General features: G+C 59.9%; 21 protein-coding genes. 9 read left to right on the top strand and 12 right to left on the bottom strand.

Translation table 11 applies throughout. The features are described 5' to 3' along the window. Complete coding sequence (locus AC1D2Q_RS06910) at positions 1–1,347, bottom strand: DEAD/DEAH box helicase (RefSeq protein ID WP_477812723.1); 1,347 nt, start codon at positions 1,345–1,347, stop codon at positions 1–3. A gap of 193 nt (positions 1,348–1,540) precedes the next feature. Here AC1D2Q_RS06910 and AC1D2Q_RS06915 point away from each other — a divergent pair, with 193 nt between their 5' ends. After that, the gene (locus AC1D2Q_RS06915; RefSeq protein ID WP_477812724.1) at positions 1,541–2,839 is read left to right on the top strand and encodes a mechanosensitive ion channel family protein; all 1,299 of its coding nucleotides are present in this window, start codon (positions 1,541–1,543) and stop codon (positions 2,837–2,839) included. A gap of 128 nt (positions 2,840–2,967) precedes the next feature. Here AC1D2Q_RS06915 and AC1D2Q_RS06920 read toward each other — a convergent pair whose 3' ends face one another. Then, a complete protein-coding gene (locus AC1D2Q_RS06920; protein ID WP_007934054.1) occupies positions 2,968–3,612 on the bottom strand; it encodes a hydrolase in 645 nt (214 codons plus the stop codon). Between the two features lie 157 nt (positions 3,613–3,769). On the opposite strand from AC1D2Q_RS06920, the gene AC1D2Q_RS06925 reads away from it, so the two are divergent. Further along, the gene (locus AC1D2Q_RS06925; RefSeq protein ID WP_026331831.1) at positions 3,770–4,657 is read left to right on the top strand and encodes a LysR family transcriptional regulator; all 888 of its coding nucleotides are present in this window, start codon (positions 3,770–3,772) and stop codon (positions 4,655–4,657) included. Between the two features lie 6 nt (positions 4,658–4,663). Here the strand turns inward: AC1D2Q_RS06925 and AC1D2Q_RS06930 are convergent, their stop codons facing one another. The 3 genes from AC1D2Q_RS06930 to AC1D2Q_RS06940 all read right to left on the bottom strand — a co-directional run bounded on the left by AC1D2Q_RS06930 (position 4,664) and on the right by AC1D2Q_RS06940 (position 6,870). Then, positions 4,664–5,530, bottom strand: a complete 867-nt coding sequence (locus AC1D2Q_RS06930) for a carboxylate/amino acid/amine transporter (RefSeq protein ID WP_007934051.1) — start codon at positions 5,528–5,530, stop codon at positions 4,664–4,666. Between the two features lie 260 nt (positions 5,531–5,790). Next, the gene (locus AC1D2Q_RS06935; RefSeq protein WP_019580787.1) at positions 5,791–6,390 is read right to left on the bottom strand and encodes an FMN-dependent NADH-azoreductase; all 600 of its coding nucleotides are present in this window, start codon (positions 6,388–6,390) and stop codon (positions 5,791–5,793) included. 150 nt (positions 6,391–6,540) lie between these two features. After that, positions 6,541–6,870, bottom strand: coding sequence for a 3-phosphoglycerate kinase (locus AC1D2Q_RS06940; RefSeq protein WP_430954076.1), 330 nt, complete (start codon positions 6,868–6,870; stop codon positions 6,541–6,543). Positions 6,871–6,919: 49 nt separating this feature from the next. Here AC1D2Q_RS06940 and AC1D2Q_RS06945 point away from each other — a divergent pair, with 49 nt between their 5' ends. From AC1D2Q_RS06945 to aqpZ, 5 genes are all read left to right on the top strand, one after another. Further along, on the top strand, positions 6,920–7,843 hold the full coding sequence (locus tag AC1D2Q_RS06945; protein WP_019648027.1) for a PA3225 family LysR-type transcriptional regulator: 924 nt from the start codon (positions 6,920–6,922) through the stop codon (positions 7,841–7,843). Positions 7,844–7,857: 14 nt separating this feature from the next. Further along, entirely contained in the window at positions 7,858–8,661 is an 804-nt protein-coding gene (locus tag AC1D2Q_RS06950; protein WP_430954077.1) for an alpha/beta fold hydrolase, read from the top strand. A gap of 3 nt (positions 8,662–8,664) precedes the next feature. Continuing rightward, complete coding sequence (locus tag AC1D2Q_RS06955) at positions 8,665–9,228, top strand: peptidylprolyl isomerase A (RefSeq protein WP_007934039.1); 564 nt, start codon at positions 8,665–8,667, stop codon at positions 9,226–9,228. Positions 9,229–9,316: 88 nt separating this feature from the next. Then, on the top strand, positions 9,317–11,149 hold the full coding sequence (locus AC1D2Q_RS06960; RefSeq protein WP_086944852.1) for an ABC transporter ATP-binding protein: 1,833 nt from the start codon (positions 9,317–9,319) through the stop codon (positions 11,147–11,149). Positions 11,150–11,347: 198 nt separating this feature from the next. Beyond that, entirely contained in the window at positions 11,348–12,046 is a 699-nt protein-coding gene (gene aqpZ, locus AC1D2Q_RS06965; protein WP_477812725.1) for an aquaporin Z, read from the top strand. Between the two features lie 34 nt (positions 12,047–12,080). Here the strand turns inward: aqpZ and AC1D2Q_RS06970 are convergent, their stop codons facing one another. Then, the gene (locus AC1D2Q_RS06970) at positions 12,081–13,205 is read right to left on the bottom strand and encodes a GNAT family N-acetyltransferase (protein WP_477812726.1); all 1,125 of its coding nucleotides are present in this window, start codon (positions 13,203–13,205) and stop codon (positions 12,081–12,083) included. 278 nt (positions 13,206–13,483) lie between these two features. Between AC1D2Q_RS06970 and AC1D2Q_RS06975 the strand changes: the two genes are divergently transcribed. Then, positions 13,484–14,806: a putative porin gene (locus AC1D2Q_RS06975; protein ID WP_305411492.1), complete on the top strand. Its 1,323-nt coding sequence runs from the start codon at positions 13,484–13,486 to the stop codon at positions 14,804–14,806. 131 nt (positions 14,807–14,937) lie between these two features. Here the strand turns inward: AC1D2Q_RS06975 and AC1D2Q_RS06980 are convergent, their stop codons facing one another. From AC1D2Q_RS06980 to aceK, 5 genes are all read right to left on the bottom strand, one after another. Beyond that, positions 14,938–15,174: an anti-sigma factor family protein gene (locus tag AC1D2Q_RS06980; RefSeq protein WP_007934080.1), complete on the bottom strand. Its 237-nt coding sequence runs from the start codon at positions 15,172–15,174 to the stop codon at positions 14,938–14,940. Further along, positions 15,168–15,779, bottom strand: coding sequence for an RNA polymerase sigma factor (locus AC1D2Q_RS06985; protein WP_477812727.1), 612 nt, complete (start codon positions 15,777–15,779; stop codon positions 15,168–15,170). The genes AC1D2Q_RS06980 and AC1D2Q_RS06985 overlap by 7 nt, the downstream gene beginning before the upstream one ends. A gap of 155 nt (positions 15,780–15,934) precedes the next feature. After that, positions 15,935–17,056, bottom strand: coding sequence for a beta-ketoacyl-ACP synthase III (locus AC1D2Q_RS06990; protein WP_477812728.1), 1,122 nt, complete (start codon positions 17,054–17,056; stop codon positions 15,935–15,937). Positions 17,057–17,284: 228 nt separating this feature from the next. Then, entirely contained in the window at positions 17,285–21,196 is a 3,912-nt protein-coding gene (gene hrpA / locus AC1D2Q_RS06995) for an ATP-dependent RNA helicase HrpA (protein WP_477812729.1), read from the bottom strand. Between the two features lie 87 nt (positions 21,197–21,283). Further along, positions 21,284–23,005 carry a bifunctional isocitrate dehydrogenase kinase/phosphatase gene (gene aceK, locus AC1D2Q_RS07000; protein ID WP_477812730.1) on the bottom strand — a complete coding sequence of 574 codons (1,722 nt, stop codon included), beginning with the start codon at positions 23,003–23,005 and terminating at the stop codon, positions 21,284–21,286. A gap of 128 nt (positions 23,006–23,133) precedes the next feature. Here aceK and AC1D2Q_RS07005 point away from each other — a divergent pair, with 128 nt between their 5' ends. Further along, positions 23,134–24,042, top strand: a complete 909-nt coding sequence (locus AC1D2Q_RS07005; protein ID WP_477812731.1) for a DMT family transporter — start codon at positions 23,134–23,136, stop codon at positions 24,040–24,042. Positions 24,043–24,149: 107 nt separating this feature from the next. On the opposite strand, the gene AC1D2Q_RS07010 is transcribed toward AC1D2Q_RS07005, so the two are convergent. Beyond that, the gene (locus tag AC1D2Q_RS07010) at positions 24,150–25,088 is read right to left on the bottom strand and encodes an aspartyl/asparaginyl beta-hydroxylase domain-containing protein (protein WP_477812732.1); all 939 of its coding nucleotides are present in this window, start codon (positions 25,086–25,088) and stop codon (positions 24,150–24,152) included. Between the last annotated feature and the right edge of the window lie 53 nt (positions 25,089–25,141).

The following is a 25,141-nucleotide window of genomic DNA, read 5'->3' on the forward strand; positions in this document are numbered from 1 at the left end:
TTATTCAGCCGCCGGCGCTTGCGGCTTGCGGCGTTTCAAAGGCGCCATGCCGTCCTTGCTGACCAGCGACAGGGCGTCGGTCTTCGGGCGGTTGGCGATCTTGCGCTTGGTTGGGGCCTTGGCGCCGGTTTTCTTCTTGTCGCCCTTGGCGTCGACCTTTTTCTTCTTCACGCCAACGGCTTTGCCCGAGGCCTTGACCTTTTTGGGTCCCCCGTAGGTGCCTTTGACTTCCTTGATGGTGCGGCGCTCGAAGCTCTGCTTGAGGTAGCGCTCGATGCTCGACATCAGGTTCCAGTCGCCATGACAGATCAGCGAGATGGCCAGGCCATCGTTGCCGGCGCGGCCGGTGCGACCGATGCGGTGAACGTATTCGTCGCCACTGCGCGGCATGTCGAAGTTGATTACCAAGTCCAGGCCGTCCACGTCCAGGCCACGGGCGGCGACGTCGGTGGCCACGAGGATTTTCACCCCGCCCTGCTTCAGGCGGTCGATGGCCAGCTTGCGGTCTTTCTGGTCTTTCTCGCCGTGCAGGACGAACGCTTTGTATTCCTGTGCCACCAGGCGGCCGTAGATACGGTCGGCCATGGCCCGGGTGTTGGTGAAGACGATGGCCTTCTGGTAGGTCTCGTTGGCCAGCAGCCAGTTCACGATCTGTTCTTTGTGCTGGTTGTGGTCAGCGGTGATGATTTGCTGACGGGTGGTGTCGTTCAGCTGGCTGACCGCGTTGAGCTGCAAGTGCTCAGGGTTGTTCAGGACCTTGGCGATCATCTCGCGCAAGCCCGAACCGCCGGTGGTGGCGGAAAACAGCATGGTCTGCTGGCGGTTGGTGCACTCGTCCACCAGACGCTGCACGTCTTCGGCAAACCCCATGTCGAGCATGCGGTCGGCTTCGTCGAGCACCAGCACTTCGACTTCCTTGAGGTCGAGGTTGCCGGCGTTCAGTTGCTCGATCATCCGGCCCGGCGTACCGATAAGGATGTCCGGCACCTTGCGCAGCATGGCGGCCTGGACCTTGAAGTCTTCACCACCGGTGATCAGGCCGGACTTGATGAAAGTGAACTGCGCGAAGCGCTCGACTTCCTTGATGGTTTGCTGGGCCAGCTCGCGGGTCGGCAGCAGGATCAGGGTCTTGATGCTGACGCGGACTTTGGCCGGGCCGATCAAGCGGTTGAGGATCGGCAAAACGAAGGCTGCGGTTTTGCCGCTGCCGGTTTGCGCTGTCACCCGCAGGTCACGCCCTTGGAGCGCCAGCGGAATAGCCGCTGCTTGCACAGGCGTTGGCTCGACAAATTTAAGCTCGGCCACGGCTTTGAGCAGGCGTTCGTGCAGGGCGAATTGGGAAAACACGGGTGCTACCTCGAAGAAATACAAAAAAACAGCTGCATAGGGTAACGGTTTCGAGCGCGAAGGCCGAGTTTCTTTATACAAACGGCTGCAAACAGTGGCTTTTTTGTTGCCTGATTTGTCTCAAAACGTCATCCGCAACCTCTTAAATGCTCTAATCGCCCCGTCGCGCCCTACAGAAGAAGCGTTTTCACCCATGGATATCAAACAGCTCTGGCTCAACGCCCAAGACCTCTGGGGTGCCCTCGATCAGCACCCGCTCCTGCATTCCACACTCGCGCTGATGTTGCTGCTGGTGGTGGCGCTGGTGCTCGGACGAGTGGCGCGTTACCTCATTCTTCATGCGACCAAAATGCTCGGCCGTCAGCCGGCGTTGCACTGGATCAACGATTTCCGCCACAACAAGGTGTTTCATCGCCTGGCGCAAATGACGCCATCGTTGGTGATCCAGTTCGGCCTGCACCTGGTGCCGGAGTTGGGCAAGACCAGCCTGAACTTCCTCGGCAATGTGGCGCTGGCGTTCACCATCCTGTTCCTGGTGCTGGCGATCAGCGCGTTGCTCAATGCCCTGCTGGACATCTATGCCCGCACCGAACACGCCCGCACCCGCTCGATCAAGGGCTACGTGCAACTGACGAAAATGGTGTTGTTCGTGTTCGGCGCGATCATCATCGTCGCCACATTGATCGACCGTTCGCCGCTGTTGCTGCTGTCGGGTCTGGGCGCCATGTCGGCGGTGATTCTGTTGGTCTACAAGGACACCCTGTTGTCATTCGTCGCCAGCGTGCAACTGACCAGCAACGACATGCTGCGGGTCGGCGACTGGATCGAGATGCCGCAAGTCGGTGCCGACGGTGACGTGGTGGACATCACTTTGCACACGGTCAAGGTGCAGAATTTCGACAAGACGATTGTGTCGATCCCGACCTGGCGCCTGATGTCCGAGTCGTTCAAGAACTGGCGCGGCATGCAGCAATCCGGCGGACGGCGGATCAAGCGCAGCCTGTTCATCGACGCCAGCGGCGTGCGGTTTATTCGTGATGATGAAGAGCAGAAACTGTCCCAAGTGCATTTGCTGACCGACTACATGAGCCGCAAGACAGCCGAGCTCAAGGCCTGGAACGAAGCCCAGGGCAACGTCGCGGCGATGGCGGCCAACCGTCGGCGGATGACCAACATCGGCACCTTCCGCGCCTATGCGCTGGCGTATCTGAAAAGTCACCCGGAGGTTCAGCAGAACATGACCTGCATGGTGCGGCAGATGCAGACGACGGCGCAGGGGATTCCGCTGGAAATCTACTGCTTTACCCGCACCACCGCGTGGGCGGATTACGAGCGGATTCAGGGGGATATTTTCGATTATCTGCTGGCGGTACTGCCGGAGTTCGGATTGAGTCTTTATCAGCAGCCGAGTGGCGGGGATTTAAGGGCCGGATTGCTTCCGGCCATGTTAGGCGCGAGCCACATTCCGGAGCCGGAAAAACACATCATGTAAACACCGCCCCTGTGGAGCGAGCGGTGCGGCGATCCGACTTGCCCGCGAAGGCGGAGTGTCAGTCAACATAGTTATCGACTGATACTCCGCCTTCGCGGGCAAGCCATGCTCCTACAAGGGTAACGGTGTTATTTGACCTGACGCTGCGGCGCCTTGTGCACCATGGTGTAGGCGTAATCCACGCCCATGCCATACGCGCCGCTGTGCTCCAGCACCAGTTCCATCACCGCCTCGTAAGTGTCTTTGTGTGCCCAGTCACGCTGGTATTCCAGCAGCACTTGTTGCCAGGTGACCGGCACCGCGCCTGCCTGAATCATCCGCTGCACCGACATGTCGTGAGCTTCTTTGGTGGTGCCGCCAGACGCGTCGGTCACAATGTACACCTCGTAGCCTTCAGCCAGGGCTTCCAGCGCCGGGAAGGTCAGGCAGACTTCAGTCCAGAGCGCGGCAATGATCAGCTTCTTGCGGCCGGTGGCTTTCACCGCGTCAACCAGCGCCTTGTCTTCCCAGGAGTTCATCGAAGTGCGCTCGATCGGCTTCTGCTCTGGGTGAACAGCCAGCAACTCCGGCCAGATGAAGCCGCTGAAGCTTTCGGTTTCAACTGAGGTGTAGATCGTCGGCACGTTGAAAATCTTCGCGGCCTTCGCCAGCCCCACGGTGTTGTTCTTCAGGGTCTGACGGTCGATCGACTGCACGCCGAACGCCATTTGCGGCTGGTGGTCGATCAGGATCAGGGCGGAGTTGGTTGGGTTGAGCAATTCACGGTTAGACATGGCGCGTTCCTTTTGATGTCGATTTGTTTAATGAGTATTGGGTGAGTCACTTGCCTCAAGCTGTTTGCTTGCTGGCTTGGAAGTAACTTTACGGGCTAGATAAAAAAGGGACAATTCCCTAAAATTGAGAATAATTGATTCTAAAAAAGGGACAATCGTGGATCGGATCGAATGCATGCGCGCCTTTGTCGTGACGGTTGGCGAGAACGGCTTCGCAGCTGCCGCTCGCGCGATGGACGTGCCGCGATCAAAGGTGAGTAAACAGATTCAGGCGTTGGAGGAAGCAATCGGCGTGCAATTGCTGCAGCGCACCACGCGCAGCCTGCACTTGACCGAGGCTGGCGCCGAGTATTTCGAGGCGGCGCGGGAGGTGTTGTCCGCGCTGGACGAGGCGGAGCAGCGCGCTCGAGACGGCATCGGCGAGCTACGTGGGGTGTTGCGGGTGAATGCGCCGATGTCGTTCGGCCTGCATCGCCTTGGACGGTTGATTCCGCTGTTCCATGAGCAGCATCCGAACATCGAGCTTCAACTGGTGCTCAGCGATCAACAGGTCGATCCAGTGCGTGGCGGCTTCGATGTGACGATTCGCATCGCCAGCATGCCAGACTCGACCATGATCGCCCGGCAACTGGCACCGGCACCGCGGATCATGGTGGCCTCCCCCGCCTATCTGGCGCGTGCAGGCATACCGCGGACCCCGCAAGACTTGCGCGCGCATCAATGCCTGAATTACGGGTATCTGCAAAGCGGCGTGAGCCTGCAGTTGTGCAATGGCAAGGAGACGCAACGGGTCAACGTTTCCGGCCCATTGCACGCCAACAACGGCGACTTGCTCGCTCAGGCCGCCGAAGCCGGGATGGGCATCGCCCTGCTGCCTGATTTCATTGTGGAAGACGCGTTGGCGGCAGGCCGGCTGGTGCCGGTGCTGTGCGAGTGGCAGGCACCAGCGATTACCATCAACGCGGTTTACCCTTCCTCGCGTCGCGTACCGCAAAAGACCCGGGCGTTTATTGAGTTTCTGGTGGCGCAGTTGGCGCCGAATTAACCCGGTTTAGTGTGCAATGACGGGTTGGCGTACACCCAACCGGCTGATCCACACCGCCGCCAGAATGACCGATCCACCCAACAACAACCGCCCCAACTCTTCATGCTGATTCCAGATCAGCAAATTGATCAGCAACCCCACCGGCACATGCAGATTATTCATCACCGCCAGCGTCCCGCCATTCACCAGGCACGCGCCCTTGTTCCACCAGTACAAGCCCAGCGCGGTCGAGACCAGACCGAGGAACAGCAGCACGCCCCATTGCAGCGGCGCTTCGGGCAGGAAGTTCTGTTTGCCGAACAGCAGAAACGCCGGCAACGCCACCGCCAATGCGCCCAGATAGAAGTAGCCGAATCGCCGATAATGCGGCAGATCGCTCGGATGGCGGGCCACCAGATGTTTATAGAGCACCTGCCCGGCGGCGTAGGTGAAGTTGGCCAGTTGCAGCAACAAAAAGCCCATGAAGAAGTCCGGATTGATCCGGTCGTAGCGAATCACTGCCGCACCCGCCACGGCCACCAATGCCGCGATCAAGGCCCACGGATTGAAGCGCCGGTTCAGCGCGTCTTCGATCAGGGTCACGTGCAGCGGCGTGAGGATGGTGAACAGCAACACCTCCGGCACCGTCAGCACGCGGAAGCTCAAATACAAACAGACATAGGTCACACCGAACTGCAGCGCGCCGATCAGCAACATCCCGCGCATGAACGCCGGCTCGACCTGACGCCAGCGAGTCAGTGGAATAAACACCAGCCCCGCCAGCAGCACTCGCACAAGCACCGCGAAGTAGCTGTCGACATGACCGGCCAGGTATTCGCCGATCAAACTGAAGGAAAACGCCTGGATCAGCGTGACAAAAAGTAGATAGCCCATGCTCGCCTCGTTTCGAATGGCGGCGACGATAGCGGTTTTTGCCCGTTATCGCGAACGCTCAGCCAACAACAAGCCCGGTCCCACAGAATCATCAGCGCCCACTAAATCCCAGGCAAAAAAAAGCCCGATCTCGCTAAAGCGTTCAATCGGGCTAGAGCACTCAGGAGCAATAAGTGCAAAGGGAGGTTCGATGCGCGTGCAGGCTTGAAGGGTCGCGCCAGGTCACTAGACCATCCAGCGATTATCTGGCGATTAACGACTCAGGCGACCTGGGCCAGTTTGGCGTTGGCCTGGTTCAGGCCTTTCTCCTGGAAGTCGCCGCCCAGGTTCATGCCTTCGGCGTGAATGAACGTGACGTCGTGGATGCCGATAAAGCCCATGACCTGACGCAGGTAAGGTTCCTGATGATCCGCGGTGCTGCCGGCGTAGATCCCGCCGCGAGCGGTCAGCACGTAGGCGCGCTTGCCGCTGAGCAAACCTTGCGGACCGGTTTCGGTGTACTTGAACGTCACACCGGCACGCAACACGTGGTCGAGCCAGGCTTTCAGGGTGCTCGGAATCGCGAAGTTGTACATGGGCGCTGCCATCACCAGCACGTCGGCGGCCAGCAGTTCGTCGGTCAATTGGTTGGAGCGTTCCAGCGAGGCCTGTTCGATCTCGTTGCGTTGTTCGACAGGTTTCATCCAGCCGCCCAGCAGGTTGATGTCCAGGTGCGGCACCGGGTTGACGGCCAGGTCACGGACGGTGATCTGGTCGGCCGGGTGTGCGGCTTTCCATTGGCTGATGAAGGTCTGGGTCAGCTGGCGGGAAACCGAGTCTTGCTGACGGGCGCTGCTTTCGATGATCAGAACGCGGGACATGGGATGTAGCCTCCATCTGAGAATGCTGTAGGTCGATGGAGTGAAGGTTAAACAGAGTCATATCGATGAAAAAGCGCAAATAACTGCTATAAAGCATCGATAAATTCGTTTATAAGCGAAGCATGCCCAGCCGACGTGCTCCGCTTGAGGTCATTTCGGGGTGCAAGTCAGGTCGATACGCAGCTTGATGATGGTGCGGGTGAACTTGGCTGTGGCGTTTTTGTGTTTGCCGGCGGGTACGTCGATCTTGCGGGTGCGTGGCGCTTCCGGGCCGTTATTGAAAACCACTTTGCAAGTGACGTCGGTGTCGCCGTAGTTGTTGACCTGAATGGAGCCGATGTCCGCGTCCGTGTCGTAGGCGTTGTAGTCGATTTTCAAACCGTTGAGCTGTTTAGTGACATCGATCGGATAGGCAAACGCAGTCAGCGGCAAGATCGCCAACGCCGCACAACCCGCTATCACACAACAAAGTTTTTTCATTCGGCAGTCTCCAGTAAGAACTGCCAGCTTAGGACAAGAGGAGCTCAACATGAAAGCGCCCCGCGTGACCCTTGATCAATGGCGAACGTTGCAGGCCGTGGTCGATCACGGCGGTTTCGCCCAGGCCGCCGAAGTGCTGCACCGTTCGCAATCGTCGGTCAGTTACACCGTAGCGCGCATGCAGGACCAACTCGGCGTGCCGCTGTTGCGCATCGATGGCCGCAAAGCGGTGCTCACCGAGGCCGGCGGCGTGCTGCTGCGCCGCTCCCGGCAACTGGTGAAACAGGCCAGCCAACTGGAAGACCTGGCCCACCACATGGAACAAGGCTGGGAAGCGGAGGTAAGGCTGGTGGTCGACGCCGCGTACCCGAGCGCCCGCCTCGTCCGCGCCTTGACCGCGTTCATGCCGCAAAGTCGCGGTTGCCGGGTGCGGCTGCGCGAAGAAGTGTTGTCGGGTGTCGAAGAGGTCCTGCTTGAAGGCGTCGCCGACCTGGCCATCACCGGTCTCAGTATTCCCGGTTACCTTGGCGCGGAATTGAGCGACGTCGAATTCGTCGCGGTCGCCCACCCTGAACACCCGCTGCATCGCCTGAACCGCGAACTGAACTTCCAGGACCTGGAGACACAGATGCAGGTGGTGATCCGCGACTCTGGCCGCCAGCAACCGCGAGATGTCGGCTGGCTCGGCGCGGAACAGCGTTGGACCGTCGGCAGCCTGGCCACCGCAGCGACCTTCGTCAGCAGCGGTCTGGGTTTCGCCTGGCTGCCCCGGCACATGATCGAGCGCGAATTGAAGGAAGGTACGCTCAAGCTGCTACCGTTGGACCAAGGCGGCAGCCGCAACCCGAGTTTCTATTTGTATTCGAACAAGGACAAACCCTTGGGCCCGGCCACGCAGATTCTCATTGAACTGCTGCGCACCTTTGATACCGCGCCGCTGGATGCGCCGTTCGCCGCGCCCGAACAAGCCTGACACGGAGTGTACCCATGGCCTATTTCGAACATGAAGGTTGCAACCTGCACTATGAGGAATATGGCCACGGCACCCCGTTGCTGCTGGTTCACGGGTTGGGCTCCAGCACCCTGGACTGGGAAATGCAGATCCCGGCGCTCGCCGCCCACCATCGGGTGATCGTGCCGGATGTACGCGGCCACGGGCGCTCCGACAAACCCCGCGAGCGCTACAGCATCGCCGGGTTCAGCGCCGACCTGATCGCGCTGATCGAACACTTGAACCTTGGCCCTCTACATCTTGTGGGGCTTTCAATGGGTGGCATGATCGCGTTTCAACTGGCGGTGGACCAGCCGCAACTGCTCAAGAGCCTGTGCATCGTCAACAGCGCGCCCGAGGTCAAACGGCGCAGCCGCAACGATTATTGGCAATGGTTCAAACGCTGGAGCCTGATGCGCGTGCTGAGCATGGGCACCATCGGCAAGGCCCTGGGCGCCAAACTGTTTCCCAAGCCGGAACAAGCTTCGTTACGACAAAAAATTGCGGCGCGCTGGGCAAAAAACGACAAACATGCTTATCTCGCCAGCTTCGATGCCATCGTTGGCTGGGGGGTTCAGGAACGACTTTCCAGGGTTTCCTGTCCAACCCTCGTTATCAGCGCCGACCGCGACTACACCCCGGTCGCGCTGAAAGAAACCTATGTAAAACTGCTGCCCGATGCGCGGCTGGTGGTGATCGCCGATTCGCGCCACGCCACCCCGCTGGATCAACCCGAACGCTTCAACCAAACGCTGCTCGAGTTTCTCACCGCAGTCGACACCACCACTCAGGATCACTGACCCATGCTGAAAAAAATCGCCCTCGTCGCCGGCTCCGTTCTGTTTGCCGCCAACCTGATGGCCGCCACGCCCGCCAAGGCACCCCACGTGCTGCTGGAGACCACCAACGGCCAGATCGAAATCGAACTGGACCCGGTCAAGGCGCCGATCAGTACCAAGAACTTCCTTGAGTACGTCGACAGTGGCTTCTACAACAACACGATTTTTCACCGCGTGATTCCGGGCTTCATGGCTCAGGGCGGCGGTTTTACGGCGCAGATGCAACAGAAAGAAACCAAGGCACCGATCAAGAACGAAGCCAGCAACGGTCTGCACAACGTACGTGGCACACTGTCGATGGCGCGTACTTCGAACCCGGATTCGGCCACCAGCCAGTTCTTCATCAACGTGGCCGACAACGCCTTCCTCGATCCGGGTCGCGACGCCGGTTACGCCGTCTTCGCCAAAGTGGTCAAGGGCATGGACGTGGTGGACATCATCGTCAACTCTCAGACCACTACCAAACAAGGCATGCAGAACGTGCCTGTCGACCCGGTGCTGATCAAGTCGGCCAAGCGCATCGACTGAGTACACCGGCAGTCTTGAGCGGTGGCCGGTCGATATCCGGCGCCGCTCATATCGTTTAAAGGAGAGCCCGTTCGCGGGCGGAGAACCGATGCTTTATCGCCGTTTCGAAAAACTGATCGACATTTTCCGCGACGCCCCGACGGCGGCTCCACCGAGCCGGGTTCTCTCTTTCTATACCTACTACCTCAAGCAGGTCTGGCCAATCTTCGCCGTTTTGTTGGTCGTCGGCCTGTTCGGCGCGCTGATCGAAGTGGCGCTGTTCAGCTACCTGAGTCGCATCATCGACCTGACCCAGAGCACATCCAACGTCGACTTCTTCAAGGTCCACGGCGTGGAATTGGCCTGGATGGCGGCGGTGGCGCTGATCCTGCGCCCCTTGTTCCTCGCCCTGCATGACATGCTGGTGCACCAGACCTTGAGTCCCGGCATGACCAGCCTGATCCGCTGGCAGAACCACAGTTACGTGCTCAAACAGAGCCTGAATTTCTTCCAGAACGACTTCGCCGGGCGCATCGCCCAACGCATCATGCAAACCGGCAACTCCCTGCGCGACTCTGCCGTGCAAGCGGTGGATGCGCTGTGGCACGTGCTGATCTACGCGATCAGCTCGCTGGTGCTGTTCGCCGAAGCCGACTGGCGCCTGATGATCCCGCTGCTGATCTGGATCGCCGCCTACATCGGCGCGCTCTACTACTTCGTGCCGCGGGTGAAGGAGCGTTCGGTGGTGTCCTCCGATGCGCGCTCCAAACTCATGGGCCGGATCGTCGACGGCTACACCAACATCACTACCCTCAAGCTGTTCGCCCACACCAACTTCGAACAGCAGTACGCCCGCGAAGCCATCGCGGAACAAACCGAAAAAGCCCAACTGGCCGGCCGTGTGGTCACCAGCATGGACGTGGTCATCACCAGCATGAACGGCCTCTTGATCGTCGGCACCACCGGGCTGGCCCTGTGGCTGTGGACGCAGTCGCTGATCAGCGTGGGTGCGATTGCCTTGGCCACCGGGCTGGTGATCCGCATCGTCAACATGTCCGGCTGGATCATGTGGGTAGTCAACGGCATTTTCGAAAACATCGGCATGGTCCAGGACGGTTTGCAGACCATCGCCCAACCGGTCAGTGTCACCGACCGCGAACAGGCAAAACCCTTGGCGGTGGCCCGTGGCGAGGTGCGTTTCGAACACGTCGATTTCCACTACGGCAAGAAGAGCGGGATCATCGGCGGCCTCAACCTGACCATCAAGCCCGGCGAAAAAATCGGCCTGATCGGCCCCTCCGGCGCCGGCAAATCGACGTTGGTCAACCTGCTGCTGCGCCTGTATGACGTGCAGGGCGGGCGGATCCTCATCGACGGCCAGAACATCGCTGAAGTCGGCCAGGAAAGCCTGCGCGAACGCATCGGCATGATCACCCAGGACACTTCGCTGCTGCACCGCTCGATCCGCGACAATTTGCTGTATGGCAAACCCGACGCCACCGACGCCGAACTCTGGGAAGCGGTGCACAAGGCCCGTGCCGACGAGTTCATCCCGCTACTGTCGGACTCCGAAGGCCGCACCGGTTTCGATGCCCATGTCGGTGAGCGCGGGGTGAAACTCTCCGGTGGCCAGCGTCAGCGGATCGCCATCGCCCGGGTGCTGCTCAAGGACGCGCCGATCCTGATCATGGACGAAGCCACTTCGGCACTGGACTCGGAAGTTGAAGCAGCAATCCAGGAAAGCCTCGAAACCCTGATGCAGGGCAAAACCGTGATCGCTATCGCTCACCGTCTCTCGACCATTGCCCGGATGGATCGGTTGGTGGTGCTGGAAAACGGCAAGATCGCCGAAACCGGCAGCCACGCCGAACTGCTGGCCCATGGCGGTTTGTATGCACGGCTGTGGCAGCACCAGACCGGCGGGTTTGTCGGGATCGATTGAACCGCGATCTTGGCGCCATCAGCCACACAGAAGAACACCAGAAACCGCCAGAACCCGCAAACCACGGGCTCTGGCGGTTTTTATGGTCACTGGAATTCCGTAAAAACCCTGCTGTACTCAGCCAGAGTACTGGAGATGGTTCTGTAGTCCATCTACCGGATGCACAACGACAGTGTTATCTCGATAGGGAAACTCGCTATGTCTTTGTTCAAACGTTCGGCTACAGAATTGGTAGGTACGTTCTGGCTGGTATTGGGGGGTTGCGGCAGTGCGGTTCTGGCGGCAGCGTTTCCAAACGTGGGGATCGGTTTACTCGGGGTGTCCCTGGCATTCGGTTTGACGGTACTGACGATGGCCTTCGCCATCGGCCACATCTCGGGTTGTCATCTAAACCCTGCGGTTTCGGTCGGACTGGTCGTCGGCGGACGCTTCCCTGCCAAAGAACTGCCCGCCTACATCATCGCCCAGGTGATTGGCGGGATCATCGCAGCGGCCTTGCTGTACTTCATCGCCAGTGGCAAACCCGGCTTCGAACTGACCAGCGGCCTGGCATCCAATGGCTACGGCGAACACTCGCCAGGTGGCTACTCGATGGCGGCGGGGTTTGTCAGTGAACTGGTGATGACCGCCATGTTCATCCTGATCATTCTCGGCGCCACCGATAAACGCGCCCCGGCCGGGCTGGCGCCCATCGCCATCGGCCTGGCGCTGACCCTGATCCATCTGATCTCGATTCCGGTCACCAACACCTCGGTCAACCCGGCCCGCAGTACGGGTCCGGCGCTGATTGTCGGTGGTTGGGCGATTCAACAACTGTGGCTGTTCTGGCTGGCGCCGATTCTGGGGGCGGTCATCGGTGGTGTGATGTACCGCTGGCTGGGCAAAGAAGACAGTTAATCTGCGCGACTGAGCCTGCAATCAACGGCGAAGATCAACCTTGTCGATAAGGCAAGGCAGTCTTCGCCTCTTCTGCATACCCCAGCACTCCGACACGTTCGCGCTCGAGGAAGTCTTTCACCGCCGACTTCAATCCCGGATGGCGCAGGTAATGCCAGGAATGGGTGATCACCGGTTCAAAGCCACGAATCAGTTTGTGTTCGCCCTGAGCGCCGGCGTCGAAACGCTGAAAGCCGTTGGCAATGGCGTAATCCATACCCTGATAGAAACAGGTCTCGAAGTGCAGGCGATCGAACTCCGCCAGGCACCCCCAGTAACGGCCATAAAAGCTGTCGCCGCCGACCAGGCTGAAGGCCATGGCCACCGGCCGTGAACCTTGTTTGGCCTGCACCACGCGAATCGACTCTGGCATGCGCTCGGCCAGCAGACTGAAAAATTCCCGCGTCAGGTAAGGCGTCTGCCGACGCACCGCGTAGGTATTGGCGTAGCAGGCGTACACGAAGTCCCACTGTGCCTGGGTCAGCTGCCGACCTTCCAGCCATTCGAAGTCGATGCCCTGCCCCGCCACTTGCTCACGCTCCTTGCGCATTTGCTTGCGCTTACGCGAACTGAGGGCGTCGAGGAAATCCTGAAAATCCCGGTAACCGCGGTTCTGCCAGTGGTATTGACAGCCAATGCGCTGTAACCAGCCAGCCTGTTCGGCCAACGCGGCGTCGGTGAATGGGTCAGTGAAGTTGATGTGGGCGCTGGAAAGTTTTTCTATCTCCAGATAACCCGGCAGGCTCTGCAAGAGTTCGAAACCGTCCTCGATCGTCGCCGCCAGTAAGCGCGGCCCGCTGACCGGACTGAACGGCACCGCCGTCAACAGTTTGGGGTAGTAGTCGATGCCCGCACGCTCACAGGCATCGGCCCAGGCATGGTCGAACACGTATTCGCCATAGGAGTGCCATTTGCGGTAACTGGGCAGCGCGGCGATCAGGCGCTCGCCTTCGACATGCAGCAGATGCTCGGGCTGCCAGCCGGAATGCGGGCCCAGGCTGCCGCTGTCTTCCAGTGAGCCGAGGAACGCATGGCGCAGAAACGGCTGATTCTCCGGCACCAGGGCATCCCAGGTACGGGCTGCGATTTGCGACAGTGTATGCAGACGTTGCAGCGGCATTTTCCTCTCCACATCTTGGCGTGACAGCTCCGCGAGTATCGCCGATCGCAGGGCGATCCACACGCGTCAATCCGATACAAGGCTCTGAATCGGGCATTTCGGAAACTTTTGTATCGTCATCGACCTGCCATCACTTCGCCACTGACCTGTCATAAACCATCGCGATACTGGCGCCTGTTTTTAGAGCGTCGGGTTCTACCCGGCCACTGTTTTCCGACCTTCAACCGTCGGTTGTGTCCAGGATGGTTCAGCCATCCCTCTCATCTTCGGAGATTGCTATGCGTCTTGCTTCCACGAAAACTGCGGCGGCCTTGTGCGGTGGCCTGTTGCTGGCCATGAGTGTTCCGGCCAGTGCTGCAGTCGACGCCAAACTGCTCGACATGCTCAAGGCTAACGGTTCTATTTCCCAGGCGCAGTACGTTGAACTGCAAGCCGAACTGGCCAAGGATCAGAAGGCTCAGCAAATCGCGCAGCAGGCGCAGCAAGAGACCAACGAACAAATAGCGGTCGCCGCGAAGAAAGCCAACGAGCTGAGTGCCTTCGACCAGAAGCTGGCCTGGGCCGCCAAGACCCAGTTCAAGGGCGACGTTCGCGTACGCCAGGAAACGGTCAAGATCGACGGCGAACCCAACAACGGTGGTCGTGACAAGGATCGTCAACGCATCCGCGCCCGTCTGGGTGCCTACAGCGAAATCAACCCGCAAGTGGACACCGGCATCCGCATTGCCACCGGCGGTGGTGACGATGCTCGCTCGACCAACCAGGACATGGACAACTACTTCGACAAGAAGCAGATCTGGCTGGATCTGGGCTACATCGACTACCACCCGGACGCCATCAAAAACCTGCATGTGATCGGCGGCAAGATGCTGCAACCGTGGGTCAGCATGGGTGATGTGATCTGGGACAGTGACATCAACCCGGAAGGTCTGGCAGTGACCTACAAATACCCGCTGGGCAGCAGTGCCGAACTGTTCGGTAGCCTGGGCAACTACAACCTCAAGGACAACGTCGACGGCGAAGGCGTGCAATTTCGTCACGACCTGCGTCTGACCGCCGGCCAGTTGGGCAGCCGTTTCGCCATCACCGACAACCTGAAACTGACCGTCGGCGGCAGCGTCTATGCCTACCAGAACGACGAAGACAGCCGTTGCACCGGCACCTCCACGCCATGCGCCCTGGCCGTCAACGGCAACTCGGCCAACAACGAGTTCCGCCTGTACGAAGGTTTCAGCCAGGTCGATATCGGCGGCTTGCCGATGCCGCTGTCGTTCTACGGCCAATATGTGAAGAACAACGATGCCGTGACCGATCAGGACACTGCCTGGCTGGTCGGTGCCAAGTCGAAAGTCTTCGGCCTCAACCTCGACTACAACTACCGCGACGTGCAGCGTAACGCCGTGGTCGGCGCCTTCACCGACTCGGACTTCGCCAACGGCACCACCGGTTCTCGCGGTCACAAGTTCAAAGTCGGTTACGACATCGACAAGAACTTCGCCCTCGGTGCGACTTACTTCCTGACCAAAGCCGACTTCTCCAGCCGTACCCAGCGTGATGCCAATACCAACACGCTGCAACTGGACGCGGAAGCGAAGTTCTAAGCTGCGAAGCAACACACTTCAAACGATGCGGTTTACATCCGGTCGTGTCGTTTGAAGAGGTTCAACAGTCTGGCGCGGGGCAACGATCCCCATCATCCGTTCGTTTCACCCGCGCCGGCCTGTGCTTTCCTTCAGGAACGATCTTTACGCCGCTGCGCCGCCAGCCGCTCGGCCAGCGCCTCCACATCCTCGACCGGCTTCTGCGGCATCACCCGCAAGGTCGCCTGCATCAACCGCATCTGCCGAATGAAACGCCGACAATTGGGGCAAAACATCAAGTGATGCCGCATCATCAAACGCTCGCGAAAACTCAACTGGCCATCGAGATAATCACTGGAGCGCGCCACTTGTTCCTTACAGGTCAGCATTCGCCGGTTTCCTCAAAATGTTCTACGGTCGCAAAGACCTTCAACCGTGCCCGATGCAGCAGCACACGAACATTGGAGAGCGAGATTTCCAGAAGATTACAGATCTCCTCCAACTCCAGCCCCTGTCGCTCGCGCAACAGCAAAACACTGCTTTGTAGTTCCGACAGGCTGAGCAGCGTGTGCTCCAGGCATTCGCGCAGTTCGTTTTCAGTCAACAACGCCTCTGGCGTGTCCTGATGCCAGGCAAACGGCGCCACCAGCCAATGACCATCGCTCGATGAAAAACGATCATCATCGATCGTGCCGTGAGGCGACGGCAGGTCATCGAGCAACACTTCCCGGCGGTTTTGCTTGTAGCGACTCTTGGCCGAGTTGGCGGTGATGGTCAGCAGCCAGGTCTTGAGGCTCGAACGCCCCTCGAATCCGCTCAGGTTGCGCACAACCGATAGCCAGGCATCCTGAACGATTTCGTCGGCATGCCGGTTACCCACAATAGCGTAGGCCACCGCACGCATGGCGCTCTGATAGGTGCTGACCAACTCTTTGAAAGCCTTTTGTTCACCTGCCAGCAAGCGCTCAAGCAGTTGCGCGTCGTTAGCCGCCATTAACAACCCCCTTGTTCTGACCTCGAAAATGAAAACAGCAGGACTTCGCCTGTAGGCATCGTCCTGCTGGAATTTCCGAAAATTACAGCCTTCCGACTATTTCGAATGTAGGAAAAGTCATCACAAGCCAGAGGAAAGAACAACAACCCCTTCGATCAACGTTTGCGCAATATCACGCTGCCAATCGAGTAACCAGCGCCGAACGAGCTGAGTACGGCCAGCGAACCGCTGACCAGATCGTCCTGATTCTTGTGGAACGAAATCACCGAACCGGCAGAGCTGGTGTTGGCGTAGGTGTCGAGAATCACCGGGGCTTCTGCTTCGGTGGCTTCGCGGCCCAGCAGCTTCTTGACGATCAGGTGGTTCATGCTGAGGTTGGCCTGGTGCAGCCAGAAACGCTTCACGTCACTGACGTTGAGCTGGTTTTCTTCCAGGTGCGTGGCGATCAGCTCGGCGACCATCGGGCAGACATCGCGGAACACCTTGCGGCCTTCCTGGACGAACAGCTTGTCGGGGGCACCGATGCCCTCTTCCGCTGCGCGGTTGAGGAAGCCGAAGTTGTTGCGGATGTTGTTGGAGAACTTGGTCAGCAGTTTGGTGCTGACCACGTCGAACTGGTACTCGGAGGTCGCCAGATCGGCGCGCTCGATGATCACTGCAGTGGCGGCGTCGCCGAAGATGAAGTGGCTGTCGCGGTCGCGGAAATTCAGGTGACCGGTGCAGACTTCCGGGTTAACCATCAGGATCGCCCGGGCCTGGCCCAGTTGCACGCTGTTGGCCGCGGCCTGGATGCCGAAGGTCGCCGAGGAGCACGCCACGTTCATGTCGTAACCGAAACCCTGGATACCCAGCGCTTCCTGAACTTCGATGGCGATGGCCGGGTAGGCGCGTTGCAGGTTGGAGCAGGCGACGATCACACCGTCGATGTCAGCGGCGGTCTTGCCGGCACGCTGCAAGGCTTGCTCGGCCGCGCCAATGGCCATCTGGCACAGCACCGACCACTCATCGTTGGAGCGCTCGGGCAAGCGTGGCGTCATGCGTTGCGGATCGAGGATGCCCTCTTTGTCCATGACAAAGCGGCTTTTGATGCCGGAGGCTTTTTCGATAAACGCTGCGCTGGATTCGGTCAATGCCTGGATTTCGCCGCGCTCAATGGCTTCGGCATTGTCGGCGTTGAACTGCGCGACGTAAGCGTTGAAAGACTGCACCAGCTCTTCGTTGGAGATGCTGTTGGCCGGGGTGTACAGCCCGGTGCCGCTGATGACGACGTTATGCATGGTCGTTTCTCTAATCTGTTCAGGCAGAAAGCGCTGGCACCGACGTACCAACACACAAAGGGTCTATCCCAGGTTCCGGACGCAAACCTGGCATCGCTTTATTCCGATCCGCCTGGGCCCGTGGAGGCTGAAAACCGCGGGGCCGGCGTTTATAGGCGCGAAGTTTGCCATAAACGCTGGCTTTTGGCGCCTTTTGCTGAGTCGAACTCATATCCGCTCCCACAGGGTTCAGGGCTCGACCTGGCTCCATTGCTTGCTCAAGCGCTTGTCGGAGATCGGCACCTTGGTTCCCAATTGCTGTGCGAACAGCGAAACCCGGTATTCCTCCAGCCACCAGCGATAAAGCTCCAGCTGCGGATCGCGCTTGCCTTCCTGGGCGTGTTTGTTGGCGCGGGTCTGGTATTGGGTCCAGAGGCCAGACAATTCTCCGCTCCAGACCCGGTCCTTCTGCACCTGGGCACCGAGTTTCTCGAAACGCTGTTCGACGGCCTTGAGGTAACGCGGCAGTTCCTTGAGCCACGGCATCGGCGTTTCCCGCACGAACCCCGGGTACACCAGGTGGCTGAGCTGCTGTTTGATGTCGTTCAAGGCCACGGCTTGCGCCAGGTCGATCTTGCCCTTGAAGCGTTTTTGCAGGCCGTGCCAGTGCTTGAGAATCTCCAGGGTCAGCCTGGCCAGACGCTCGGCGTGCTCGGTCCAGGCACCGCGCTTGCGTTCGGCCAGGGACGCCAGTGCGGCGCCATCGCGTGGCAACGGGTCTTCGCCGTCGAGGATGCAACTGTCCAGACTGGCCAGCAGAATGTCTTCCACCAGGCTGTCGATGCGCCCCAGCTCGCGGTACATCAGGCCCAACTCGGTCAGCCCCGGCAACTTGCCGCGCAGGAACTTCGCTGATTCCGCCAATTGCTGCATCAGCAAGCGCTGCAAGGCCCGGCGATGCTGGAACTCGGCTTCGGCCGGGGTCGAGAAACGTCCTTCCTTGACCGCCCCGGCCTCTTCCACCAGCGCCGGATACACCGTCATCGACAGTCCGGCGATCTTCTGCTGGGTTTTCTCGGCGACGGCGGCAAAGACTTTCGCCTCCACCGGTTGTTGGCTTTTCGCGGTTTGTGGCACGGCCAAGGCGGACTGGCTGGCCTCGGCAAAGCGTGCGGTCAACTCCGCCAGATCACGCCCTTCGCCAAGGAACTTGCCCTGGCCGTCGACGATTTCCAAGTTCATCCGCAAATGGCTTTCGACCTGCTGCGACGCTTCGGCCCAGGCCTCATCGCTGACCCGTGCGCCGGTCATGCGCAATAACTCGCGGCCCAGCGCCAGAGGCAATGAGCCCTCGCCAAAAGTCATGCGCTGCATCGCGGCTTTGACGAAATCCGGCACCGGCACGAAATTCTTGCGCAGGGCCTTGGGCAGGTTGCGCACCAGCGCAATGCACTTGGCCTCGATCACGCCCGGCACCAGCCATTCCAGACGTTCCGGCGGCAGCATCGGCAACAGCGGTGCTGGCACGCGCAAGGTCACGCCGTCACGTGGGTGATTGGGTTCGAAATGATAACTGAGCGCCAGCTCCAGATCGCCGATGTGCAGGGTGTCGGGGTAATGCGCGGCGGTGACTTCACTGGCTTCGCGGGCCAGCACGTCTTCTTCGCGCATGATCAGCAGCTGCGGGTCTTTCTGGCTGTTGATCCGGTACCAACTGTCGAAGGTCGCGGTCTGGTGGATCTCCGCCGGCAAGCGCGCATCGTAGAAGGCGAACAGGGTTTCTTCGTCGGCCAGAATGTCCCGGCGACGCGCCTTGGCTTCCAGTTCGTCGAGCTGTTCCAGCAGTTGCTTGTTGGCCGTCAGGCACTTGGCTTTGGATTGAATCTCACCACGCACCAAGGCTTCGCGGATAAACAACTCGCGGGACACCACCGGGTCGACCGGGCCGTAATGCACTGGCCGGCGTCCGACTACGATCAGCCCGAACAGGGTGATTTGCTCGAACGCCACGACCTGCCCACGCCTCTTCTCCCAATGGGGTTCGAAGTGATTTTTCTTGATCAGATGCCCGGCCAGCGGCTCGATCCAGTCGGCGTCGATCTTGGCGACCATCCGCGCGTACAGCTTGGTGGTTTCTACCAGTTCGGCGGTCATCAGCCATTGCGGGCGTTTCTTGCCCAGGCCCGACGACGGGTGAATCCAGAAGCGTCGCTGACGGGCACCGAGGTAATCGCCGTCTTCGGTTTTCTGGCCGATCTGGCTGAGCAAACCCGAGAGCACGGCTTTGTGCAGCTTAGGGTAATCCGCCGGCTCTTTGTTGAGACTCAGCTGCATGTCGCGGCAGATCAGGCTCAACTGGCGATGGGAATCGCGCCACTCGCGCAGGCGCAAGTAATTGAGGAAGTTCTTGCGGCACCAGTTGCGCAGCGGACTGGCCGTCAACGCTTGGCGCTGTTCTTCAAAACCTCGCCACAGATTGACCAGCCCGGCGAAGTCCGAGTCCACGTCTTTCCACTGGGCGTGGGCCTGATCGGCGGCTTGCTGACGCTCCGGCGGACGCTCGCGCGGGTCCTGGATCGACATGGCGCTGGCGACAATCAGCACTTCCTGCAAGCTGCCGAGCTTGGCCGCTTCCAGCAGCATGCGGCCCATGCGCGGGTCCACCGGCAGCCGCGCCAGTTGCCGGCCGAGCGGGGTCAGCTGGCTGTTGCGATCCACCGCCGAGAGTTCTTGCAGCAGGTTGAAACCGTCGCTGATGGCCTTGCCATCCGGCGGTTCGATAAACGGGAAATCAGTGATCTCGCCGAGGCGCAGATGGAGCATCTGCAGAATCACCGCCGCGAGGTTGGTCCGCAGGATTTCCGGGTCGGTGAATTCCGGGCGACCGATGAAATCTTCTTCGCTGTACAAGCGCACGCAAATCCCTGGCTCGACCCGCCCACAGCGACCTTTACGCTGGTTGGCACTGGCCTGGGAAATCGCTTCGATCGGCAAACGCTGGACCTTGGCGCGGTAGCTGTAACGACTGATGCGCGCGGTGCCGCTGTCGATCACGTAACGAATGCCCGGCACCGTCAGCGAGGTTTCCGCAACGTTGGTCGCCAGAACCACTCGACGCCCCGGATGCGACTGGAAAATCCGCTGCTGTTCGGCCGGCGACAACCGCGCATACAACGGCAGAATCTCGGTGTGCTTGAGCTGAGCCTTGCGCAGCATGTCCGCCGCGTCACGAATCTCGCGCTCGCCGGGCAGGAACACCAGCACGTCGCCGGGGCTCTTGCGCTCACTGCGTTCGAACGCGGCGATTTCGTCGAGGGTCGCCAGGATCGCTTGATCCACGGTCAGGTCATCCTCGACGCGGTTGCCCTCCTCGTCCTGCTCCAGGGTCAGCGGGCGATACCAGGTTTCCACCGGGAAGGTGCGGCCGGAGACTTCGACAATCGGCGCGTCATCGAAGTGTTTGGAGAAACGCTCCAGGTCGATGGTGGCCGAGGTGATGATGACCTTAAGGTCCGGGCGACGGGGTAGCAGGGTTTTCAGGTAACCGAGCAAAAAGTCGATGTTCAGGCTGCGTTCGTGGGCTTCGTCGACGATGATCGTGTCGTAGCGTTCGAGGTAGCGGTCGTTCTGGGTTTCCGCCAGCAGGATGCCGTCGGTCATCAGTTTGATCAGGGTGTTGGCATCGCTCTGGTCCTCGAACCGCACCTGATAGCCCACCAGCGCACCCAACGGTGTCGCCAGCTCTTCGGCGACCCGGCTCGCCACGCTGCGGGCGGCGATTCGACGCGGCTGGGTATGGCCGATCAGACCGTGCTGGCCGCGGCCGATTTCCAGGCAGATCTTCGGCAACTGGGTGGTTTTACCCGAACCGGTTTCGCCGGCAATGATCAGCACCTGATGTTTGAGCAGCGCCGCTTTGATTTCGTCGCGCTTGGCGGCGATCGGCAGGCTGTCATCGTAACGAATCACCGGCAGGCTGGCGCGCCGGGCCAACACCTGATCACAGGACGCCTGTGTGCGCGTCACCCACTGGGCCAGCTTGGCCTCGTCAGGTTTCTTGCGCAGCTCAAGCAACTGCCGCCGCAGCCGGTGGCGGTCGGCGAGCATGGCGTGATCGAGGTTTTTCAGCAGTTTGTCGATGGAAGGCGATTCGTCAGTCATCAGGTACGCAAAAGTCGTCTAGTGGCGCAGGAGGCGGATTGTCGCAGATTTGGCAGGGATTGCGGGTGGTCCTACAAGGGCGTTATGTTATTCGTTATCAAGGCCCTTGCGCCGATACGGAAACACATCAATCACCTTCCCCGCCCGAATCGCTTCCTGCAGCCCCTTCCAGTAATCGGCGTTGTACAGCTCGCCGTGCAACTGATCGAACAACTTTCGCTGCCCGGAATCGGCAAACAGAAACGGTGGAAACTCCTCGGGGAACACGTCCAGTGGCCCGATCGAGTACCACGGTTCGGAAGCCATTTCGTCTTCCGGTGTGCGCGGTTGCGGGATGTGGCGGAAGTTGGCTTCGGTCAGGAAACAAATTTCGTCGTAGTCATAAAACACCACACGACCGTGACGGGTGACGCCAAAGTTTTTCAGCAGCATGTCGCCGGGGAAAATGTTCGCCGCCGCCAGTTGCTTGATCGCCAGGCCATAATCTTCCAGCGCCTCGCGCACCTGCGCTTCGTTGGCGTGTTCCAGATAAAGGTTCAACGGCGTCATCCGGCGTTCGGTCCAGCAGTGACGGATCAGCACCGTATCGCCCTCCACCGACACCGTGGACGGCGCCACTTCAAGCAACTCCTCCAAGCATGCCGGCTCAAATTTGCTCAGGGGGAAACGGAAGTCGGCGAACTCCTGTGTGTCGGCCATGCGCCCGACCCGGTCGACGCTTTTCACCAGGCGATACTTTTCGATCACGGTGGCACGGTCGACGTTTTTCGACGGTGAGAAGCGGTCCTTGATGATTTTGAATACGGTGTTGAAGCCCGGCAGTGTAAACACGCTCATGACCATCCCGCGCACGCCGGGGGCCATGATGAACTGGTCGTCGGTGTTGGCCAGATGATTGATCAGCGCCCGGTAGAACTCGGACTTGCCATGCTTGTAGAAGCCGATCGAGGTGTACAGCTCGGCGATGTGTTTGCCCGGCAGGATGCGTTTGAGAAAGCCGATGAACTCCGCCGGTACCGGCACATCGACCATGAAATACGAACGGGTGAAGGAGAAAATGATCGACACCTCCGCCTCGTCGGTGATCAACGCATCGATCTGGATGCCCCGGCCTTCGCGGTGCAGCAGCGGAATCACCAATGGCCATTGATCGTCCTGGGTGAAGATGCGCCCCACCAGATAGGCGCCCTTGTTGCGGTAAAGCACCGAGGAAAACAGCTCAACACTCAGCTCCGGATCCTTGCAGACCCAATCCGGCAGGCTCTCGCGCAGTTGCGCTTCGAGACGGCGCAGGTCGCCGGGCAAGTCGGCGTAATCCTCGCTGAAGCGGTAGTCGGTAAAGATACTCGCGAGCATGCCGGACAACTGGCCATGGGGCTTGTAGGTGCGGGTTTGCGCCGCCCGGGCGCGGCGCAGGCTTGGCCGCGTGGTGTGGATGAACATGCAGCCGTCGCTGATCAGGTCGTGGCTGAACAACCCGCAGAAAATCGAGTTGTACCAGGTCTCGGACAGTTCATCGTCGAAGCGCAGGTCGATCAGGCTGATATAGGCGCTTTTGACCAGCGGCCAGCTGCTGACGTCCATCAGCACATCGGCGGCGAACGACTTATGCAGCCGCCCGACCGTTTCGCCGACTTTCTCTTCGTAGAGGTTGATCCGCGCCGCCGACGCGACTTGTGTCGCCTGCCACTGGGCTTGCTCGAAGCGGGCTCGAGCGCCGTCGGTGATCTGACGAAAATGCTCGCGGTAATCGTCAAAGCCATCGAGGATCATTCGGGCGATGTCGGCGGCTGGCCATTGCTGCGGCATGGTGAAACCTCTGCGGCTGTTCTTATCGTTGGAGCCTGAGCTTAGTGGCCCCGTGTGACGCAACGCAACCATTGCCTTGTACCCCGACTGGCGCGACACTTGCGCGCCGATCAAGGAAGGAAAGTGCTGTGAACCCCGTCGATATCCTGCGTTTGTTGTCACTTGCCGCCATTTGGGGGGCGAGCTTTCTGTTCATGCGCATTATTGCCCCAGTGATTGGCACAATCCCCACTGCCTTTTTCCGTGTATCGATTGCCGCCGTCGGGCTGCTGGTGATCCTCGGGCTGATGCGCATCAGTTGGGATTTCAAAGGCAAACTCAAGACGGTGATGCTGCTCGGAGTAATCAACTCCGGGGTTCCGGCGACCCTCTATTCCGTGGCCGCGCAAGTGCTGCCGGCCGGCTATTCGGCGATTTTCAACGCCACCACGCCGTTGATGGGCGTGTTGATCGGCGGGTTGTTCTTCCATGAAAAACTGACCGCCGCCAAGCTTGGCGGGGTGTTCCTCGGGCTGTTCGGCGTTGGCATCCTGACCCGTGCAGGCCCGGTGGCGTTCGATATGGAACTGCTGATGGGCGCATTGGCGTGCCTGATGGCCACCACCTGTTATGGCTTTGCCGGGTTCCTCGCCCGACGCTGGCTCGACCACGCCGGCGGCCTCGACAGTCGCCTTTCGGCTTTGGGCAGCATGCTCGGCGCGACGTTGTTGTTGCTGCCACTGTTTGGCTACAGCGTGATCAGCCAGCCACCGGCGAGCTGGGGCGGCTGGAGTGTCTGGCTGTCGTTGCTGGGGTTGGGTTTGGGCTGCACCGCGTTTGCCTACATCATTTACTTCCGCTTGCTCAGCTCGATCGGCCCGGTGAAGTCGATGACCGTGACCTTCATGATCCCGCCGTTCGGGGTATTGTGGGGGGCGCTGTTGCTGGATGAGCCGCTGTCGATGGCCCACCTTTATGGCGGGGTGTTGATTGCGGTGGCGTTGTGGTTGGTGTTGAAGCCGGCGGTGGTGAAGCCGGTTGAGGTGGTTGCCCGATAAAACGCCTTCGCAGGCAAGTCGGATCACCTAAAAGGCCCGGAGCTCATGAGCAAGCGCGCATAAAAAAACCGCTCCCAAGGAGCGGTTTTTTCATTCCATGGTCGGCCTCAACCGAACAACCAATACCCCAACAACGTCAACACCACCACCGCCAGCACCGGGCGCAGCACGCGATAGGCCTTGGGGTTGCGGCGCTTCCACTGCTTGACCACACCGCTGAATTTATCACTGAAAGTCTTGCTCCAGGCATAGGCCTGGTTGATCCCGCCAACGCGCTCATCGTCAAGGTTCTGCGGCGCAGTAGCGCGCCCCAGCCAGCCGCTGATCCAGCGATTGATGCGGGTCATCAGGCGGTTGCTCAAGGGGCGTTCGATGTCGCAGAACAGGATGACGCGGGTTTGCTCGGTTTCGTTCTTGACCCAGTGCACGTAGGTTTCATCGAACATCACGTCTTCGCCATCACGCCAGGCGTAGACCTGACCGTCGACGAAGATGCGGCAATCATCGGAGTTCGGCGTCGACAACCCCAGGTGATAGCGCAGGGAGCCGGCGAACGGGTCACGATGCGGGTTGAGGTGACTGCCACCGGGCAGCAGCGCAAACATGGCGCCTTTGACATTTGGGATGCCGCTGACCAAGGCCACGGTTTTCGGGCACAAGGTTTCGGCCGACGGCAGCGGTTTGTCGTACCACTTGAGGTAAAAACGCTTCCAGCCCTTCTTGAAGAACGAACCGAAACCGGCATCGTTATTCTTCTCGGCGGCGCGAATGTAGCCCTCGTCGAACAGGTGCATGGCTTCGTCGCGGATAACCTCCCAGTTGTCCCTGAGCACGTCGAGCTCCGGGAACTTGCTGCGGTCCAGATAGGGCTTGGACGGCACACCGGAGAACAGGTACATCAAGGCGTTATAGGGCGCGAACAGGGCCGAGTGATTGACGAACTGACGCAGGACCGGCAAACGCGCCTTGCCACGCAAATGCACATAGAGCGTGCTGCCGAGGAACAGCAGCAACACCGACGCCTTCGCGACAAAGGAAAAGCTCATCTACGACTCCTTGAGAATAGGAAACTCCGCACAACGCCTTTTACCCGACGTGG

It is taken from the genome of Pseudomonas sp. P1_A1, assembly GCF_056406935.1.

Coding starts and splice junctions, on each gene's coding strand:
- AC1D2Q_RS06980 (WP_007934080.1), bottom strand. CDS start 15,174: ATGCTGACCTGTAAGGAACAAGTGGCGCGCTCCAGTGATTATCTCGAT.
- AC1D2Q_RS06985 (WP_477812727.1), bottom strand. CDS start 15,779: ATGGCGGCTAACGACGCGCAACTGCTTGAGCGCTTGCTGGCAGGTGAA.
- AC1D2Q_RS06940 (WP_430954076.1), bottom strand. CDS start 6,870: ATGAAAAAACTTTGTTGTGTGATAGCGGGTTGTGCGGCGTTGGCGATC.
- aceK (WP_477812730.1), bottom strand. CDS start 23,005: ATGCCGCAGCAATGGCCAGCCGCCGACATCGCCCGAATGATCCTCGAT.
- AC1D2Q_RS06955 (WP_007934039.1), top strand. CDS start 8,665: ATGCTGAAAAAAATCGCCCTCGTCGCCGGCTCCGTTCTGTTTGCCGCC.
- AC1D2Q_RS06990 (WP_477812728.1), bottom strand. CDS start 17,056: ATGCATAACGTCGTCATCAGCGGCACCGGGCTGTACACCCCGGCCAAC.
- AC1D2Q_RS06945 (WP_019648027.1), top strand. CDS start 6,920: ATGAAAGCGCCCCGCGTGACCCTTGATCAATGGCGAACGTTGCAGGCC.
- AC1D2Q_RS06960 (WP_086944852.1), top strand. CDS start 9,317: ATGCTTTATCGCCGTTTCGAAAAACTGATCGACATTTTCCGCGACGCC.
- hrpA (WP_477812729.1), bottom strand. CDS start 21,196: ATGACTGACGAATCGCCTTCCATCGACAAACTGCTGAAAAACCTCGAT.
- AC1D2Q_RS06950 (WP_430954077.1), top strand. CDS start 7,858: ATGGCCTATTTCGAACATGAAGGTTGCAACCTGCACTATGAGGAATAT.
- aqpZ (WP_477812725.1), top strand. CDS start 11,348: ATGTCTTTGTTCAAACGTTCGGCTACAGAATTGGTAGGTACGTTCTGG.
- AC1D2Q_RS07010 (WP_477812732.1), bottom strand. CDS start 25,088: ATGAGCTTTTCCTTTGTCGCGAAGGCGTCGGTGTTGCTGCTGTTCCTC.
- AC1D2Q_RS06915 (WP_477812724.1), top strand. CDS start 1,541: ATGGATATCAAACAGCTCTGGCTCAACGCCCAAGACCTCTGGGGTGCC.
- AC1D2Q_RS06920 (WP_007934054.1), bottom strand. CDS start 3,612: ATGTCTAACCGTGAATTGCTCAACCCAACCAACTCCGCCCTGATCCTG.
- AC1D2Q_RS06970 (WP_477812726.1), bottom strand. CDS start 13,205: ATGCCGCTGCAACGTCTGCATACACTGTCGCAAATCGCAGCCCGTACC.
- AC1D2Q_RS06930 (WP_007934051.1), bottom strand. CDS start 5,530: ATGGGCTATCTACTTTTTGTCACGCTGATCCAGGCGTTTTCCTTCAGT.
- AC1D2Q_RS06975 (WP_305411492.1), top strand. CDS start 13,484: ATGCGTCTTGCTTCCACGAAAACTGCGGCGGCCTTGTGCGGTGGCCTG.
- AC1D2Q_RS06935 (WP_019580787.1), bottom strand. CDS start 6,390: ATGTCCCGCGTTCTGATCATCGAAAGCAGCGCCCGTCAGCAAGACTCG.